General features: G+C 70.7%; 11 protein-coding genes. 5 read left to right on the forward strand and 6 right to left on the reverse strand.

Translation table 11 applies throughout. The features are described 5' to 3' along the window. Window positions 1-357 precede the first annotated feature (357 nt). The 4 genes from ABT112_RS10390 to ABT112_RS10405 all read left to right on the forward strand — a co-directional run bounded on the left by ABT112_RS10390 (window position 358) and on the right by ABT112_RS10405 (window position 6346). On the forward strand, window positions 358-1710 hold the full coding sequence (locus ABT112_RS10390; protein WP_351507710.1) for a sensor histidine kinase: 1353 nt from the start codon (window positions 358-360) through the stop codon (window positions 1708-1710). Between the two features lie 501 nt (window positions 1711-2211). Further along, entirely contained in the window at window positions 2212-2871 is a 660-nt protein-coding gene (locus tag ABT112_RS10395; RefSeq protein ID WP_351507900.1) for a LuxR C-terminal-related transcriptional regulator, read from the forward strand. Between the two features lie 465 nt (window positions 2872-3336). Further along, window positions 3337-5259 carry a 2-oxoacid:acceptor oxidoreductase subunit alpha gene (locus ABT112_RS10400; RefSeq protein ID WP_351507712.1) on the forward strand — a complete coding sequence of 641 codons (1923 nt, stop codon included), beginning with the start codon at window positions 3337-3339 and terminating at the stop codon, window positions 5257-5259. Continuing rightward, window positions 5252-6346 carry a 2-oxoacid:ferredoxin oxidoreductase subunit beta gene (locus ABT112_RS10405; protein WP_351507714.1) on the forward strand — a complete coding sequence of 365 codons (1095 nt, stop codon included), beginning with the start codon at window positions 5252-5254 and terminating at the stop codon, window positions 6344-6346. The genes ABT112_RS10400 and ABT112_RS10405 overlap by 8 nt, the downstream gene beginning before the upstream one ends. Before the next feature lie 210 nt (window positions 6347-6556). On the opposite strand, the gene ABT112_RS10410 is transcribed toward ABT112_RS10405, so the two are convergent. From ABT112_RS10410 to ABT112_RS10425, 4 genes are all read right to left on the reverse strand, one after another. Continuing rightward, window positions 6557-7255: a hypothetical protein gene (locus ABT112_RS10410; protein WP_351507716.1), complete on the reverse strand. Its 699-nt coding sequence runs from the start codon at window positions 7253-7255 to the stop codon at window positions 6557-6559. 99 nt (window positions 7256-7354) lie between these two features. Beyond that, a complete protein-coding gene (locus ABT112_RS10415; protein WP_351507718.1) occupies window positions 7355-7975 on the reverse strand; it encodes a hypothetical protein in 621 nt (206 codons plus the stop codon). 87 nt (window positions 7976-8062) lie between these two features. Beyond that, a complete protein-coding gene (locus tag ABT112_RS10420; RefSeq protein ID WP_351507720.1) occupies window positions 8063-9415 on the reverse strand; it encodes a putative T7SS-secreted protein in 1353 nt (450 codons plus the stop codon). Further along, the gene (locus ABT112_RS10425) at window positions 9412-9723 is read right to left on the reverse strand and encodes a DUF6317 family protein (protein ID WP_351507722.1); all 312 of its coding nucleotides are present in this window, start codon (window positions 9721-9723) and stop codon (window positions 9412-9414) included. The genes ABT112_RS10420 and ABT112_RS10425 overlap by 4 nt, the downstream gene beginning before the upstream one ends. Window positions 9724-9955: 232 nt before the next feature. Here ABT112_RS10425 and rarD point away from each other — a divergent pair, with 232 nt between their 5' ends. Next, the gene (rarD, locus tag ABT112_RS10430; protein ID WP_351507724.1) at window positions 9956-11047 is read left to right on the forward strand and encodes an EamA family transporter RarD; all 1092 of its coding nucleotides are present in this window, start codon (window positions 9956-9958) and stop codon (window positions 11045-11047) included. Between the two features lie 547 nt (window positions 11048-11594). Here the strand turns inward: rarD and ABT112_RS10435 are convergent. Together ABT112_RS10435 and ABT112_RS10440 are read right to left on the reverse strand one after the other, a co-directional pair. Beyond that, entirely contained in the window at window positions 11595-12821 is a 1227-nt protein-coding gene (locus ABT112_RS10435) for an FUSC family protein (RefSeq protein ID WP_351507726.1), read from the reverse strand. A gap of 309 nt (window positions 12822-13130) precedes the next feature. Further along, complete coding sequence (locus ABT112_RS10440; protein ID WP_351507728.1) at window positions 13131-13553, reverse strand: hypothetical protein; 423 nt, start codon at window positions 13551-13553, stop codon at window positions 13131-13133. Between the last annotated feature and the right edge of the window lie 73 nt (window positions 13554-13626).

Consider the following 13626-nt stretch of genomic DNA (forward strand, 5'->3'; position numbering starts at 1 on the left):
CAGCAGGTTCCGGCAGGTTCCGGCAGGACAGCACGGTGCGGCAACCGGCCCGAGTGGGGTGGGGAAAACCCCCTGTGCGAGACGGGGACCGACTCCATGGTCCGGAAGGCCCCGCACCGGCAGCCTGGAGTACGCAGGCGGACGGACCTCGACGACCGAACGGCCCGCACCACCCCGTACGCAGACCCCGAACGGCCCGCACCACCCCGTACGCACGCCCTGCACGCCGGCCGCCCCGTACACACCGCCGCACCCACACCCCGCACCACCCCCGCACCACCCCCGTACCCACCGCACGCGGAAACGCCGTGCAAGGAGCGGATCGCACGGCGCGACCGCAGAACGGACGACGACACCATGGCCACCGCACACGGACAGGAGACGACCGCCGCCCCTCGGGTGCCGGTGACGCTCCGCGCCCCGCTCATGGGCCGCTCCTGGCGCGAGTTCCTCTATCTGCTGCTCAATCTGCCCTTCGCCGTCGTGACGTTCGTCTACGCCATCACCATGGTCTCGGTGGGGGCCGGGCTGCTGATCACCTTCCTCGGGGTGCCGGTGCTGGCCGCGGGCCTGGCGGGCGCGCGCGGCCTCGGAGCCGTGGAGCGCGCCCGGGCCCGTGGCCTGCTGGGGCTCGTGGTCCCCGCCCCCGAGCCGGTACGGCCCCGCAAGGGCGGCAGCGGACCGCTCGCGTACATGACCGCGCACCTGGCGAGCGGGGCCTCCTGGCGGCACGTGCTCTACTGCGTCCTGCACTTCCCCTGGGCGGTGTTCGGCTTCTGCGTCTCGCTCACCCTCTGGACGACCGGGCTGCTGTTGCTGCTCTACCCGCTCTACCACTGGCCGGTCAGCCACCTCACCGGTCAGCCGGGCGCCCAGCTGTACGGGGACGGCGAAGGCCACGGCATCTATGTGGACACCCCGTTCGAGATCGGCGCGACGGCCGGGCTCGGGCTGCTGGTCGTGCTCGTGGCCCCGTGGGTAGTGCGGGGGATCACCCAGGTGGACCGGCTGATGGTGGCGGGCCTGCTCGGTCCGTCCCGGCTGGACGCGCGGGTGTCGGAGCTGGAGTCGGACCGCGGGACGGTCGTCGACACCGCCGCCGCCGACCTCCGCCGCATCGAACGCGACCTCCACGACGGCGCCCAGGCCCGCCTCGTCGCCCTCGCCATGGACCTCGGCCTCGCAAAAGAAAAACTCCTCGAGGACCCCGAAGCCGCCGCCCGCATGGTCGACGAAGCCCACGGCGAAGTGAAACTCGCCCTCCGGGAACTCCGCGACCTCGCCCGCGGCATCCACCCCGCCATCCTCACCGACCGGGGGCTGGGTCCGGCCCTGTCGGCGCTGTCCGCCCGCTGCGCGGCGCCGGTCACCGTGACCGTGGAGCTGCCCCGCCGGCCGGCCGCCGCCCTGGAGGGCATCGCCTACTTCACCGTCTCCGAGCTGCTCCAGAACATCAGCAAGCACGCACGGGCCACCCGCGCCACGGTGGACGTGTGGCGCGTCGAGGGCCGGATCATGCTCCAGGTCGCCGACGACGGCCGGGGCGGCGCCACGGCGGCGCCCGGCTCCGGGCTGGCGGGGCTGGCCGAACGGCTGGACGCGGTCGACGGGGTCCTGGTCGTCGACTCCCCCGAGGGCCGCGGCACGACGGTCACCGCCGAGCTCCCCTGGCGGGACCAGGAGGCGTTCCCGGGCGGGCGGACCGGCTGAGGCGGCGGGCCGAACGCCCCACCGGGACACCGGGACGCCGCTACGGAGAGGCCGCTTCCACCGTTGGTCCGGGCACCGGCCCGGTCCCGCGCACCCGCCGGACAGCCCCCGGCGGGTACGCGGGGCCGGATCGACGCGCGCCGGGCCGTGACCGAGCGGAGGGCCGCCACTTCCGTCTCATCCTCTCGCCCGAGGACACGGGTGCCCGAATACTGGGATGCTGGTGCCTGCACAGCACACAGCGTTACGCCACACAGCACGACTGCACACGGCAGTACGGCAGCACGGCAGTACCGCAGCAGTACGGCAGTGACGCACACGGACACCCCGGGCCGACGGACCGACCGGCCCGGGCACCCGTGCGCACAGGCACAGGCACAGGGCAACACCGTCACACGGGCAACACCGCCCCATGGGCAACACGGGCACATGGGCGACACGGGCACACGGGCGGACTTCAGAGGAATGTGCGAGCGGGGGACGAGGGGCGTGGAGGACAGGGTGCGGGTGGTCATCGCCGAGGATTCGGTGCTGCTCCGGGAGGGCCTGACCAGGCTGTTGACCGACCGGGGACACGACGTGGTCGCCGGAGTGGGGGACGCCGAGGGGCTGATCAAGGTCATCGGCGAGATGGCCGCGGACGGTGAGCTGCCGGATGTGGTGGTGGCCGACGTCCGGATGCCGCCGACCCACACCGACGAGGGCGTGCGGGCCGCGGTGCGGCTGCGCCGCGACCACCCCGATCTGGGGGTGCTGGTGCTCTCCCAGTACGTCGAGGAGCAGTACGCGACGGAGCTGCTCGCCGGGAGCAGCCGGGGCGTCGGCTACCTCCTCAAGGACCGGGTCGCCGAGGTCCGCGAGTTCGTGGACGCGGTGGTGCGGGTGGCCGGGGGCGGTACGGCGCTGGACCCCGAGGTCGTCGCCCAGCTCCTGGGCCGCAGCCGCAAGCAGGACGTGCTGGCCGGCCTCACCCCGCGGGAGCGGGAGGTGCTGGGGCTGATGGCCGAGGGCCGGACGAACTCGGCGATCGCCCGGCAGCTGGTGGTCAGCGACGGCGCGGTCGAGAAGCACGTCAGCAACATCTTCCTGAAGCTGGGGCTGTCGCCGAGTGACGGGGATCACCGCCGCGTCCTGGCCGTCCTGACCTATCTCGACTCGTGACCGGCCCCTCCCGGCCGACGGCCGGCTCCTCCGGGCCCGGGGCGGCCGTGTCCCGGGCCGGGCGCGACGCCGGGCCGCGGTGCGCTCCGCGCGGGACACCTCGCCGCGCCTTTCCCGCCCCGTCCGGTTCCCCGGCCGGCGGCGCCCGCCCGAAAGCCGCCGTCCCGGCCGTCCCGCCCCCGCCCCCGGCGGTGGGGTGATCCCCCCGGCGGCGGGGCGGGCCGTGGGCACACCGCGGCGCCCTCGGTCTCCGGTCCTAGGCCCAAGGGATGAGCAGCGGTCCGGTGCGGGAGCCTGCCCGCACCTGCGGGTAAATCGGTACGAACCGGCACAGGGCCATGTCTCAGCACTTCGTCCACTATGTGACACTTCCAGGGAAGGTGACCCTTACCGACGTAGAGTGGCCGACGGTTCAACCGGTCGGTAATGCGATGCGAGCCGCCGCCTCGAAGGAGGTCCAGTTCAGTGACCAGCCAGGTCGACACCCAGCCCGAGCAGGCAGCCGGGCGGGGCATGGGGGAACGCAGTCCCGGCAAGGAAGTCCGCCGTCTCGACCGGGTGATCATCCGCTTCGCGGGTGACTCGGGTGACGGTATGCAGCTGACGGGTGACCGGTTCACCTCGGACACGGCGTCGTTCGGGAACGACCTCTCCACGCTGCCCAACTTCCCCGCCGAGATCCGCGCCCCCGCCGGCACCCTGCCCGGGGTGTCCAGCTTCCAGCTGCACTTCGCGGACCACGACATCCTCACCCCGGGTGACGCGCCGAACGTCCTGGTCGCGATGAACCCGGCGGCACTGAAGGCGAACCTGGCGGACGTGCCGCGCGGCGCGGAGATCATCGTCAACACCGACGAGTTCACCAAGCGCGCGATGGCCAAGGTCGGCTACCAGGCCAGCCCGCTGGAGGACGGCTCCCTCGACGCGTACCACGTCCACCCGGTGCCGCTGACCACGCTGACGGTCGAGGCGCTGAAGGACTTCGCGCTGTCCCGGAAGGAGGCGGAGCGCAGCAAGAACATGTTCGCGCTCGGCCTGCTGTCCTGGATGTACCACCGGCCGACCGAGGCCACCGAGTCGTTCCTGCGGACCAAGTTCGCGAAGAAGCCGCAGGTCGCGGAGGCCAATGTGGCCGCGTACCGGGCGGGCTGGAACTTCGGTGAGACCACCGAGGACTTCGCGGTCTCCTACGAGGTGCAGCCGGCGGCGTCGGCGTTCCCGCCGGGGACGTACCGCAACATCTCCGGGAACCTCGCGCTGTCCTACGGCCTGGTCGCCGCCTCCCAGCAGTCCGACCTGCCGCTCTACCTCGGCTCGTACCCGATCACCCCGGCCTCGGACATCCTGCACGAGCTGTCCAAGCACAAGAACTTCGGTGTGCGGACCTTCCAGGCCGAGGACGAGATCGCCGGTATCGGCGCGGCGCTGGGCGCGGCGTTCGGCGGGGCGCTGGCGGTGACGACCACCTCCGGCCCCGGTGTCGCGCTGAAGTCCGAGACGATCGGGCTGGCGGTGTCGCTGGAACTGCCGCTGCTGATCGTGGACATCCAGCGCGGCGGCCCGTCCACCGGGCTGCCGACCAAGACCGAGCAGGCCGACCTGCTCCAGGCGATGTACGGGCGCAACGGCGAGGCGCCGGTCCCGATCGTGGCCCCGTCGACCCCGGCGGACTGCTTCGACGCGGCGATGGAGGCGGCCCGGATCGCCCTCACCTACCGGACGCCCGTCTTCCTGCTCTCCGACGGCTACCTGGCCAACGGTTCGGAGCCGTGGCGGGTCCCGGACCTGGTGGAACTCCCCGACCTGCGGGTGCCGTTCACCACCGAGCCGAACCACACCACCGAGGACGGCACCGACACCTTCTGGCCGTACAAGCGCGACCCGGAGACCCTCGCCCGGCCCTGGGCGGTACCGGGCACCCCCGGTCTGGAGCACCGGATCGGCGGCATCGAGAAGCAGGACGGCACGGGCAACATCTCCTACGACCCGGCCAACCACGACTTCATGGTCCGCACCCGGCAGGCGAAGGTGGACGGCATCGACGTCCCCGACGTGGAGGTGGACGACCCGTCCGGCGAGGCCGACGTCCTCGTCCTGGGCTGGGGCTCGACGTACGGGCCGATCACGGCCGCGGTGCGCCGCACCCGCGCCGCCGGCGGCCGGATCGCCCAGGCCCACCTGCGGCACCTCAACCCCTTCCCGCGGAATCTCGGGGAGGTGCTGGGGCGTTACCGCTCGGTGGTGGTCCCGGAGATGAACCTCGGCCAGCTCGCGACCCTGCTCCGGGCGAAGTACCTGGTCGACGCCCGTTCCTTCACCCAGGTCAACGGGATGCCGTTCAAGGCCGAACAGCTCGCCGACGTGCTCAAGGAGGCCATCGATGACTGAGACGACGGCGGAGGGCCTGTCCGCCTCCGACGCGCTCACCCTGGTACCCAAGACCGCGGCCAAGCAGTCCATGAAGGACTTCAAGTCCGATCAGGAAGTGCGCTGGTGCCCCGGCTGCGGTGACTACGCCGTCCTCGCCGCCGTGCAGGGCTTCATGCCCGAGCTCGGCCTGGCGAAGGAGAACATCGTCTTCGTCTCCGGCATCGGCTGCTCCTCCCGCTTCCCGTACTACATGAACACCTACGGGATGCACTCCATCCACGGGCGCGCCCCGGCCATCGCCACCGGCCTGGCCTCCTCCCGCCGCGACCTGTCGGTCTGGGTCGTCACCGGCGACGGCGACGCGCTCTCCATCGGCGGCAACCACCTGATCCACGCGCTGCGCCGCAACGTCAACCTCAAGATCCTGCTGTTCAACAACCGGATCTACGGGCTGACCAAGGGCCAGTACAGCCCCACCTCCGAGGTCGGGAAGATCACCAAGTCGACGCCGATGGGCTCGCTGGACGCGCCCTTCAACCCGGTGTCGCTGGCGCTCGGCGCCGAGGCCTCGTTCGTCGCGCGGACCGTCGACTCCGACCGCAAGCACCTGACGGGGGTGCTGCGCGAGGCCGCGGCCCACCCGGGCACCGCGCTGGTGGAGATCTACCAGAACTGCAACATCTTCAACGACGGCGCCTTCGAGGTCCTCAAGGACAAGGAACAGGCCCAGGAGGCGGTGATCCGTCTGGAGCACGGGCAGCCGATCCGCTTCGGCGCCCCGGCCGAGGACGGTCTCGGCGCGAAGGGCGTCGTCCGGGACCCGGCGACCGGCGACCTGAAGGTCGTGGACGTGACCGAGGAGGGCACCGCGGACGTCCTGGTCCACGACGCCCACGCCACCTCGCCGACCACGGCCTTCGCCCTCTCCCGCCTGGCCGACGCCGACACCCTGCACCACACCCCGATCGGGGTGCTGCGCAGCGTGGAACGCCCGGTCTACGACACGCTCATGGCCGACCAGCTGGAATCCGCGGTCGAGCGCTACGGCAAGGGCGACCTGTCGGCGCTGCTGCACGGCAACGACACCTGGACGGTGGCGGGCTGAGCGACGGGCCTCAACACCTTGCACGTCCTCGCACGGCCGCGCGGCCCGGCTCCTGGGATACGGGGCCGGGCCGCGGGGTGTTCGGGTGATGGTGGGGGTTGGGCTGTTGCGGGCGGTTGTTGCGGGTTTGGGTCGCGCCCGGTTTCGCCGGCCGACTGAGCGGCATGACCGGGCCGCGCGGAGTCATCCTCAGCGGCCCCGGCTCAGCTCCTACGAGCCGTCCTCCGCACCCGTCCCACCAGTCACGCCGCTCAGCGGATCGTCAAAGCTGACCATCTCCGCGATCTGCCGCAGCAGTTGGTGATACTCCGCGCGCCGGACGATCGCCATGGTGCTCAGGGTCAGTACGGCGAGGCGCTTGCCGTCCGGGTGCGGGAGATGAGCATGGACCTGGAGCAGGGGCTGCTGCGGAAGTCCACTGTCCGGCAGGGCCACTCGCACCGTCTCGCTGAGGGACGCCGGCCCGCACGGCAGGTCGAGGTATTCGACCTGGGTGTGCCGCTCGTCGGTAGCGACGGCGCGCGCCGCGGTGACGGCCCGCGGGGCCCACGCCGTCTCCCGCCAGGAGAGCGTGAACAGGGACAGCAGCGACCGCCCGTCACCGTCGCCATCTTCGAAGTCGTCGCGGTGCAGCCCGAGGGAACAATGCACGGTGCCCACCTCGCGCAACGCGAGGAGCATCTGCTGCCCGGCGGCGAGTTGGGCGATGAACCGCTGCCGGCCGACGTCATCCGGCAAAGCGTCGAGAAGCGGCGCGACCGCCCCCTGCAATCGACTGTCCTCAGGCGACCCGGACTTCGCCAGCAGCACATCGAGCGGAATCTCCACAAAGCCCGCGGGAACGGCGAACCAGATGTCGGCGAGAGGGTCCGCCGCGGAGTCGTGGATCGTGAAGCGGGGGGTGCTCATGGTCCTCCGGGTGCCTGAGGTCGGACGGGGCCGGGAACGGGCGACGGCACACGGGCCCCGGCTCGGTAAGCGCGGTCGAGGTCGGCGGGAGCCACCTGCTCAGTAGGGACGCGGCGGCGAGGGTGCATGCTCAGGCACTTGAGCCCCGGCTCGACGGGCACGTTCGAGGTCGTCGGGGCTTGCGCCCCAACTCGCGGGAGGAATTCTCCTGTCGAATGCGGCACGCTGATAAAGGAAATGCAGCCGCCTAGGCGCCTTGTTTTCGCGACCCGATGCCGCGACAACCGCAATGTACCGAGGATCACCGGCGAACCAGAGAGGCTCAATTTGCGCCTTGAGTTCCGGATTCGTACGAGGACCGCCAATTCGCTTGATCCACCAGAACGAGCGAGTGGATTTGAGGAATACGAGCGGAATCATCCTGCCAGGATCGGCTGGATTGGAAATTTCAAACCACATGCCGTCATCCTGAGCGTCCGGATGCTTTCCCAAGCCGCGGGGGACAGCAGAAAGATGCTGCCAGGGATAGTTCAAAAGGACTCGATGCATACGCGCGGCAGCAGGGAAATAGGCCAGCTGCACAAAGGCCCTATAGAAAGCGACCATCATGAACGGAACAACGAGCGGAATGAAACCTGGAGACAGGAAGACCACTAGGACGCCGATGAGACCAAACCATGCAGCAACCCACCCGACGAGGCCGACAAAATTCATGACCATATGTCTTATCCATGCGTGACGCGTCGGAGGGTGATCCCAAGCAGTGCGGAAATCAGTCGGATTCATAGCCGCCCTTCACGGAAGACATCAAACAACATATCGGGCGAGATCGATGAGACCGCCGCTGTCGAGCCCGAATCGCACTCCGTCGACTCCCGTCGCACCACCCTTGACCTCGTCACTCTCGAATTCATCCACTGCGCTGGCGACCAAACCGTATCCCGCCGTCAGCACACCGGCCGAAGCGGATACAACCTCGATCACTTCACCGGCCTTGACAGAGTCCCGGGCGCCGCGGACCAAGAAATTAATGGTTGGATTATCCAATCCGGAGATGGTGCGGGCTTCACTCAAGGTTCGTGCACCGAAAGTGGACAATCGCTGCCCGAGAGTGATGACCTCAGCGCCCTCGCCGGCCACACGAAACGCTGCAGCAGCCCCTCGACCTGCGGCGGCCCCTCCTGGCAGTACGCCTAGGAGGTCCCCTCCGAGGCTCACGACGTTGCCCCAAAAGTCCGAGTCCAACTCGCCCTTGGTGAACCCATCCTTGAGTGACTCCCAAACCGCTGGATCCGAGAATCGCTGAGCAAGCGCCCCACCACTCAACGCTGCCGCCACCAAGAGCAACACCGCAGCCGCCGTCCCACCCGTGAGGACGAACAACGCGATCAGCCCCAGCACCCCCGCCGTGAAGCTGAGGATGTCCGGGAGGTTCTCCTTGATCCAGTCCCAGGCCTCGGAGAACATGCCCGGTTCGTGCGGGGCGAGCTTCTCCGTGGCCTTGCGGATCAGGTCCGCGCGCGCCCCCGCGGCGTCCTCGTGCTCCTGGGCGAGTCTGCGCGCCTTGGCGAGGATGCGCTCGAGGTCCGCGCGAGCCTCTTCGACGTGCCCATCGGCACGGTCCCGCGCCTTCTCGGCGTCGTCCTGGCGCGTCCCCTTCTTGTCCAGGTCGGGGTCGTCAGCGGCCCGTTCGGCCCGACCCTCGGCCGCGTGCAGCGCAGCCCGCGCAGCCTTCGCCTCTTCATTCAGGCGCTTTGCGCGGCTCTGGAATTCGGCGAGTTCGCCTTCCCAGCGGTCCAGTTGCCTGGCGGCCTTACGGATGGAGCGGGCGGCATTCTTCAGGTTGACCGGGAGTGGCCCGCCGTCGATCTGCTCCCGGAACGCGACCGCCGCGTCGCCCTTCCAATAGCTGCCGTCCATCAGCCTGGAGACCAGGTCGCGGGTCTCCTCCAACACCTTGGCGCAGGCGGCCAGTTTGTCGTAGAGCTCCCGGACCGTGTCGGTGCTTCCCGGGACCGGGTTGAAGCCCAGCTCCGGGTAGTGCGGGTTGGCTATGCGGGGCGACGACTTGAGGCCTTGGGGCTTCGTCAGGTCCTGCGCGGTGCCGAAGGTCGGACGTGGCGCCGGCTGCGGCGACTCGATGCCCGGGGTGGAGGTCACGGCGCACCGCCCCCTTCGGCGCCCTTCTTCAGCGCCTCTTCCAGCGCTTTGTCGACCTCCCGGTAGCTGTCCCTGCTCTCACCCACGATCTTGGCGAGGTCCTCGGTCTGTTCGCCGATCTGCTCGGCGCCGTACTTCCAGTCCTCCTGGAAGTCCTGGCACGCCTGGTCGAGATCGTCGGTTCCGAGACCGGTGACCGTCGCGTCCCCCAGAGCCTTGCGCAACCCGTCCAACGACTTGGCCGACTTCTTCAGCAGCTTCATGAAGTGCTGGAGCTCATCCCCGTCGACGGCTAACCGCCCTGCCACATCCCCCTCCAAGTCCGCCGGGTGTCACCGCACGCACCGGACGACCGTATCGGTTCGACCACGGAGAGCAAGGGGGCTCCGCGAAGAGGCGCACGCGTGTCGGAGACTCGAACGGATCCACTCCACCTCCCACCCCAACAGCTGTCATGACCGTATGCCGGAACACACATGACAGCGCCGCCCCTCGGGCGCTACCGTCGGGTCGTCGTCATGCCGCGCCGGGGGAGGTCCGATGAAGCCGAGCACCATCGAGTCCAGTGGAGGTTCGGACTCCGGTCCGTCGGTCCGGCCGGGCCTCGCGTACGGGTTCGCCGCCTACGGCATGTGGGGGCTCTTCCCGCTGTACTGGCCGCTGCTGGAGCCGACCGGCGCCATCGAGATCCTGGCCCACCGCATGGTGTGGTCGCTGGCGGCCGTCGGCCTGATCCTGCTCGTGCTGCGCCGCTGGGCCTGGATCGGTCCGCTGCTGCGCCAGCCCAGGCGCCTCGGTCTGATCGCCGTCGCCGCGGTGTTCATCTCGACCAACTGGGGTGTCTACATCTGGGCCGCGAACTCCGGCCATGTCGTCGACGCCGCCCTCGGGTACTTCATCAACCCGCTGGTGAGCATCGCGTTCGGTGTCCTGCTGTTGCGGGAACGGCTGCGTCCGACGCAGTGGACCGCGGTCGGCATCGGCGTCGCCGCGGTGCTCTTCCTGTCCGTCGACTACGGCCAGGTCCCCTGGATCGCCCTGGTCCTCGCGTTCACGTTCGCGTCGTACGGCCTGGTCAAGAAGCGGGTGGGGCTGGACGGACTGGAGTCCTTGGCGGCGGAGACCGCGGTGCAGTTCCTGCCCGCGCTCGCCTTCCTGCTCTTTCTCGGCTCCCAGGGCCGGAGCACGTTCGGCACGCATGACGTCGGCCACTCCCTCCTGCTGGTGACCTGCGGTTTCGTCACCGCGGCGCCGCTGATCTGCTTCGGCGGGGCGGCTGTCCGGCTCCCGCTCTCCACCATCGGGCTCCTGCAGTACGTGACACCGAGCATCCAGTTCGTCCTCGGGGTGGCGGTGCTCCACGAGGAGATGCCCGCCGGACGGTGGGCGGGCTTCGCGCTCGTCTGGCTGGCTCTCGCCCTGCTGACCTGGGACGCACTGCGCACCGCCCGGAAGGGCAGGGTGGCGCTGCGCGAGGCGGCGGCCGCGGCGCAGACGTCGGCCGCCCGCACCGCCGAGCCGGGTGACGCGGCCGCCGGAACGGAGTCCGTCGGCGCGGAAGCGGAAGCCACGGTTTCCGCGGTCCCGCTCGCCCCGGGAACGGAAGCCGAAGCGGAGTGCGGCCGGCGCTGAGGGGCCGGGGCCGACCGCACGCCTTCATCATTCAAGCCCTGCCCTTCTCCCGTTCGATTCGGGCACGTGTTCCTGACGGGCGCATCTCTGAGAGCCGTCGTGCACGCCCCCGGAGCCCGCCGCCCCACCCACTGCCCGACGCGGCCGACCGGGCCCACCGCTGCCGCGCCGCGCCCCGAGTCGCCACCCCGGCCCCGCACACCAACCCCGTCGTTCCGGCGGGGTGTTCCTTTTGCCGTGCAGGCGCTCGGCCGTTACTGTGTGAGCGCACTTAATGCACTTGCCCGCGCATTAGGTGCGACGGCCGTCGGTTGGTCTGTGGGCCACAGGGGTGTCCGCAGCACAGCGACGGGGAACGTCACCCGCCCGCCGGAGGAATCTGCCGATCTCCGGGGATCCGGTCCGGCAGCGGCCCGCGGCCCGGCAGATCCCGGGCGGCCGCAGCCCCGCGGGCCCGCTGACCGCACCACGGCGCGCGGGCGCGCGCAGGGACGCGGACACCCGGATCAGCCTCCGGCGGGCGACGGTGCGCTGCCCGGGAAGGCGCTCAGGCCCCGTCCGTCGCGGACGCGCGGTCGACCGCCTGCTGGAGCACGTCGCAGGTGTGCTGCATCTCGTCCATCAGCCGGGTCGCCTCCGCCATGAGGATCCCGAACGGGCGCGAGGGATCGCCCAGCGGCAGGTCGCTGCCCTCCGCGTCCTCCACGAGCCGGGTGCGCCGCTCCTGCGCCCGGTCCGCGGCCTCGCACAGGTCCCGCGCCTGGTCGGTGAGCCGGTCCTCGTCGATGTGGCTGAACAGATCGAGGATGTGGGCCAGCGACTGAAGGAAGTCGCCGTAGTCGCGCAGGAAGTCGCCGTGCCGGCCGCCGCTCTCCCCGTCGTGCCACTGGTCGAGACTGCGGGTCATCGACCCCATCTGGTACGAGACCCGCTCCAGGGCGTCGATGACGGCCTGATAGCCGGAGAACGAGGTGTGGTGCCAGTGCCGTTGCAGCAGCCGCCGGGGGTTGTAGTACGTGCTCTCCTGCGCCGTCCGCACCGCCGACTGCGCCTGCTCCACGATCGGGCCCAGATGGGAGGCCCGCTCCCGCCAGTGCCGGGTGCGCTCCCCGTCGAGTTCGTTCTCGCGCAGGGCGGGATGGATGTCGGAGACCAGGTCGCACAGCGAGTGCGCCAGGACGTGGATGCCGCTCTCGGCACTGCGGTACCGCATCGGCGGCAGGACCACCATGGTGACCACCACGCCCACCCCGCAGCCGATGAGGACGAGCAGGATGATCTGGCCGAGCTGGTTCCAGCGGTCGGCGTCGCTGCTCGCGGAGACATAGGTGGAGAAGGCGAAGAACGCCGCCGTCGCCACCTGGGAGCCCTGGGAGCCCAGCGGGCGCCACCGGCCGATGGTGAGTGCGGCGAGCGCCACCAGGACGAACGTCACCAGCCCGGGCCCGGCCAGGAGGCCGAAGAGCCCCTGCAACGCGACGCCCACCGAGACCGCCCCGACGTACCGCAGCGCCTGGAGCAGCGACCGGTACACCGTGACCTGCATGATCAGCACGGCCGAGAACGGGGCGAACGCGGGCGACTGCGCCTGCATCACGTCGTAGGCGATCACCCAGGCCAGACAGGCCGCCAGGGTGGCTTTGCCGATGAGCGCGAGCGTGTGGCGTTCGTGCCCCTCCGAACCCGCCGCGCGGTGCAGCCACTGCCGTATGCGGGCCGTCCGTCCCTGCCCGGCCACCTCCGTCCGCTGCCGCCCAGCGGTCGCCTCTGCCATGCGTCCTCCGTAGTGCCGTCGACCCGTCCGCGTACCCGCGTTGGCCGCCTCCATCTACGGGATGGGGACATCACCCCAGGCAGGGGCTGTTCTGTGGGGTCCGGGGGACGCCGTGCCACGGAGGGGGGCCGGACGATGACCCGGTGCGCGGTACCCGATGGGTACGGACCCGATGGGTACGGACGCGATGGGTACGGACGGGACGGGTACGGACGGGACGGGTACAGACGGGACGGGTACAGACGGGACGGGTACAGACGGGACGGGTACAGACGGGACGGGTACGGGTTCGGGTACGGACGCGACGGGTCACCGGCCGTCGGCGGGAGGCTGTTGCCCGCCGGAGTGGCCGTCCGCACCGCCGTCCTTCCCGGCCCGGCGGCGTTCCTGTTCGGCGGCCAGGGCCCGGTCGAGTTCCCGGCGGGCCCGGCGCTGGATGCCGTCGCTGTCGTGCAGCAGTTCGTCCCGTTCCTCGGGCGTGAGGCCGGTCGGCGGCGGGCCTTCGTAGGTGAGCCGGTCGTAGAGCCAGCGGCAGGCCGCGTCCTCGTCCGCGAACCGTTCGAGGACGCGCCGTTCCCCGCGTTCGTGGACGCCCACCAGCCAGGCGCTCTCCTCCGCCCGCAGGAAGTACGACTCCGTCGGGTGGCGGCCGCCGGGGCAGCCGGGGATCTCGTAGTGCGCGGCCGGGACCCCCGCCGCGCGGAGGGCCGCGCACAGCTGGAACCGGTCCATGGCGCCAGTCTCCCACCGGCAACGGCGCCGGGCCCGCTCATGGCGGGCCCGGCGTGCTGTGTCGTGCGGCGGT

This window comes from Streptomyces sp. NPDC002055 (assembly GCF_040296705.1).
Taxonomy (GTDB): domain Bacteria; phylum Actinomycetota; class Actinomycetes; order Streptomycetales; family Streptomycetaceae; genus Streptomyces.

Bases quoted from the DNA above. Each gene is read 5' to 3' on its own strand.
- ABT112_RS10390 (WP_351507710.1), top strand. From the start codon at position 358: ATGGCCACCGCACACGGACAGGAGACGACCGCCGCCCCTCGGGTGCCG.
- ABT112_RS10405 (WP_351507714.1), top strand. From the start codon at position 5,252: ATGACTGAGACGACGGCGGAGGGCCTGTCCGCCTCCGACGCGCTCACC.
- ABT112_RS10410 (WP_351507716.1), bottom strand. From the start codon at position 7,255: ATGAGCACCCCCCGCTTCACGATCCACGACTCCGCGGCGGACCCTCTC.
- ABT112_RS10415 (WP_351507718.1), bottom strand. From the start codon at position 7,975: ATGGTCATGAATTTTGTCGGCCTCGTCGGGTGGGTTGCTGCATGGTTT.
- rarD (WP_351507724.1), top strand. From the start codon at position 9,956: ATGAAGCCGAGCACCATCGAGTCCAGTGGAGGTTCGGACTCCGGTCCG.
- ABT112_RS10435 (WP_351507726.1), bottom strand. From the start codon at position 12,821: ATGGCAGAGGCGACCGCTGGGCGGCAGCGGACGGAGGTGGCCGGGCAG.
- ABT112_RS10440 (WP_351507728.1), bottom strand. From the start codon at position 13,553: ATGGACCGGTTCCAGCTGTGCGCGGCCCTCCGCGCGGCGGGGGTCCCG.